This window comes from Hydrogenophaga sp. (genome assembly GCF_041633695.1).
Taxonomy (GTDB): Bacteria; Pseudomonadota; Gammaproteobacteria; order Burkholderiales; family Burkholderiaceae_C; genus Hydrogenophaga.
The window spans coordinates 1-3,418 of record NZ_JBFJMY010000442.1 but is presented as its reverse complement, the minus strand read 5'-3'; the positions used below and the strand labels follow the sequence as shown (position 1 = coordinate 3,418).

3 protein-coding genes are annotated in these 3,418 nt (G+C 67.2%); all 3 read left to right on the top strand.

Translation table 11 applies throughout. The annotated features are described in order from the left end of the window. Positions 1-53 precede the first annotated feature (53 nt). Positions 54-893, top strand: a complete 840-nt coding sequence (locus tag ABYB95_RS19760) for an enoyl-CoA hydratase/isomerase family protein (protein WP_372660834.1) — start codon at positions 54-56, stop codon at positions 891-893. 48 nt (positions 894-941) lie between these two features. Beyond that, positions 942-2,051, top strand: a complete 1,110-nt coding sequence (locus ABYB95_RS19755; protein ID WP_372660831.1) for a PhaM family polyhydroxyalkanoate granule multifunctional regulatory protein — start codon at positions 942-944, stop codon at positions 2,049-2,051. A gap of 70 nt (positions 2,052-2,121) precedes the next feature. After that, on the top strand, positions 2,122-3,418 hold a 1,297-nt coding region (locus ABYB95_RS19750), incomplete at its 3' end, for an FIST C-terminal domain-containing protein (protein WP_372660828.1).

The following is a 3,418-nucleotide window of genomic DNA, read 5'->3' as shown; positions in this document are numbered from 1 at the left end:
CCTATCTCTTCAACAACCCGCCGGCGTCTGGCGCCGCGCACCAGGAGCCACCTATGACCCCCGTCGACTACAGCCGTTACCAAACCCTTGCCTTCACCCGCCGCGGACCCACCGTGGATGGCGTGCCTTCGGTGCTCGATATCCAGATGCGCGCCGACGGCCCCGGCGGCAACGGCAAGCTGCCCACCGCTGGTCATGAGGGTCATTGGGAACTGAGCGAAATCTGGCGCGACGTGGGGCGCGACGACAGCGTGCGCGTGGCGGTGTTGCGCGGCAGTGGCCTGGGCTTTTCCGGCGGTGGCGACCTGGCCCTGGTGGAAGACATGGCGACCGACTTCGACGTGCGCACCCGGGTGTGGAAAGAGGCGCGCGACCTGGTCTACAACGTGATCAATTGCGACAAGCCGATCGTGAGCGCCATGCACGGCCCTGCGGTGGGCGCGGGCCTGGTGGCCGGTTTGTTGGCCGATATTTCCATTGCCGCCAAGAGCGCCAAGATCGTCGACGGCCACACCCGCCTGGGCGTGGCGGCGGGCGACCACGCCGCCATCGTCTGGCCCTTGCTGTGTGGGCTGGCCAAGGCCAAGTACTACCTGATGCTGTGCGACCCCATCAGCGGTGAAGAGGCCGAGCGCATCGGTCTGGTGTCCCTGGCGGTGGACGACGAGGCTTTGCTCGACAAGGCCTACGAAGTGGCGGATCGGCTCGCCAGTGGCAGCCAGAGCGCCATCCGCTGGACCAAGTATTCGCTCAACAACTGGCTGCGCCAGGCAGGACCTGCGTTCGACACTTCGCTGGCGCTGGAATTCATGGGTTTTGCCGGTCCCGATGTGCGCGAAGGTGTGGCATCCTTGAGGGAGCGCCGGGCACCCCGTTACGGTGTGGACAGCTGAAGGTGCAAGAGCTCTGGCTGTCGACAAGGAAAACCCAAGGAGACTCCCATGAGCGACGCATCGGGCAGTGGGTTCGGCAAATTCGTGCCGGGCTTTGAATTCCTGCAAAACCTCGCCGGCCAAGCGGCAGGCGGCATAGGGCAGGGCATTTCCAACAACATCCCTCAGCTGCCCAATCTGGGCAATTGGGTGGCGCCCACGGTGAACGTGGAAGAGTTGGACAAACGCATCGAAGAGCTCAAGGCGGTGCACTTCTGGCTCGACCAGAACGCCAAGGCACTGGGTGCGACCATCCAGGCGCTGGAAGTGCAGAAGATGACCTTGTCCACCCTGCAGAGCATGAACTTCAGCTTTGGCGACGTGGCCAACGCCTTGAAGCTCAAAGCCCAGGACACCATGGCCGGTTTCACCGGCGTGCCCACCGCACCGGTGCAGCCGCCCAATCCGTTCCCGGGTCTGGAAATTCCCGAGCGCACCTATGGCACAGCGGCTGCACCCCAGTCGGCACCGCCCCAGGCCAGCGCGCCGCCGGCACCGGCCAAGCCCCCCGTGGCGCGCAAAGAGGCGGTGGAAAAATCGATTCCTGCCACGGCGGCACCTGGTGGTGTGGTGGATCCGGTGCAGTGGTGGGGGGCCTTGACCGAGCAGTTCCAGGCCATCGCAACCAACGCCATGAAAGACGCGGCCAAACAATCGGCCCTGGACACCACGCGCCAGGTCGCCAGCGGCTTGACCGGCGCGGCGGTGAAAACCGCGACCGGCACGGCCGGCAAAGTGGGGCGAAAGCTCACCGGATCGGTGGCGCGCAAAGTGGGCCAGGCCGCAGCCGTGGGCAAGGCGGTCGCCAGCAAGGCGCGGCCCCGGGCCGCTGCCAAGGCCAGCCCGGACAGCAGCACCGTGCGCGCGCCGACGGCGCGCCTGACCGGCAACGAGTGGCCGATGCCGGGATCGTTTTTTCCGGCGGTAGCGGCGTTTGGCGTCGCACCACCGCCCGCCAAACCCCCGGCCAAGGCCTCGACCAACGCCACTTCCAAGACCAAGACCGCAGGCAAAGCCGCCGGTTCGGCTCGGGCCAAGGGCGGTGCGGCCAAAACCGCGCGCCCCGCTGCCAAAAAATCCAGCGCGGCGCGCAAAACCGCCAGTCGAAAAGCCCGCTGAAACCCGCTGCGGGATTGCCCACCCGATCTCCACTGATACACAGGCCCATGTTCGGTCGCCCAGCTCACCCATGAAACTGTTTCCTTACGCACACGCCACCCACCCGGAATGGCGCATGGCCGCCGCGCTGGTGTTGGCGCAACTTCGGGCGCAAATGGCCTTGCCCGAATACGCCAGCACGCCCTCGCTGGCGGTGCTCTACATCACCGACCACTACGCCGCGCAGGCCGAAGACATTCTGGCGTGCCTGAGCGCCGAGCTGCCCGAGGTCACCGACTGGAGCGGCACCGTGGGGGTGGGCGTGTCGGCCAACAACGTGGAGTATTTCGACGAACCGGCCCTGGCCGTGATGCTGTGCGATCTGAGCCCGGACCAGTTCCGCGTGTTCAGTGGCGTGGCGCCTCTGTCGGCCAGCGGCCGCGCGCCGGGCGACGGATTCATGGCGCACACGGCGCTGGTGCACGCCGATGGGGCCACGCCCGATTTGCCCGATCTGATTGCCGAGGTGGCCGAGCGCACCACCTCGGGTTATGTGTTTGGTGGCTTGGTCGCCAGCCGGGGCGAGTCGGTCCAGTTCGCGCTGGGCAGTGCCGGCAATCTGAGCGGCCAGGGCGCGGCCAGCGGGGTGTTCCACGGTGGTTTGAGTGGGGTGGCCTTTGGGCCCAGCGTGGGCATGGTGTCGCGCGTGACCCAGGGCGCTCAGCCGATAGAACGGGAGCGCACCGTGACCGCGTCCGACGGCAATCTGGTGCTGGCGCTGGACAACGAGCCGGCCCTGGACGTGTTGCTCGAAGTGTTGGGCGTGTCGCTGGAGCAGCCCCAGGTGGCCATGGAGCGTTTGCGCGCCACCCTGGTGGGCTTGAGCAAGGCGCCCGACCCGCAGGGTGAGACACCGCGCCACGTCACCGGGCAGTTTGGTCCGCAAGTGGTGGTGCGGCATCTGGTGGGGCTGGACCCTTCACGGCGTGGCATTGCCATTGCCGAAACCGTGCCGGAGGGCACGCGCCTGGCATTTTGCGAGCGCCACGTGCAGGCGGCCCGGGCCGATCTGATGCGGGTGTGCGCCGAGGTGCGCGAAGAGCTGGAGCCCGAAGACGTGAGCCTGGGTGCGGCGCTGGCCTTCAGCGGTGTGCAGGCGCAGGCCGAGGCCCACCCGGCGCGCAGCATCGTGGGCGCCATCTATGTGAGTTGTTCTGGTCGCGGTGGGCCACACTTTGGCGCCCCCAGCGCGGAGTTGCAAATCGTGCGCCACGCGTTGGGCGACGTGCCGCTGATCGGGTTTTTTGCCGGGGGCGAAATCGCCCACCAGCAACTCTATGGGTATACCGGGGTCTTGACGGTCTTCACGGCGGCGGCTGCCGAGGGGT

What these genes read in the sequence shown, in the direction of transcription:
- ABYB95_RS19760 (WP_372660834.1), top strand. Translation starts at nt 54, where the DNA reads ATGACCCCCGTCGACTACAGCCGTTACCAAACCCTTGCCTTCACCCGC.
- ABYB95_RS19755 (WP_372660831.1), top strand. Translation starts at nt 942, where the DNA reads ATGAGCGACGCATCGGGCAGTGGGTTCGGCAAATTCGTGCCGGGCTTT.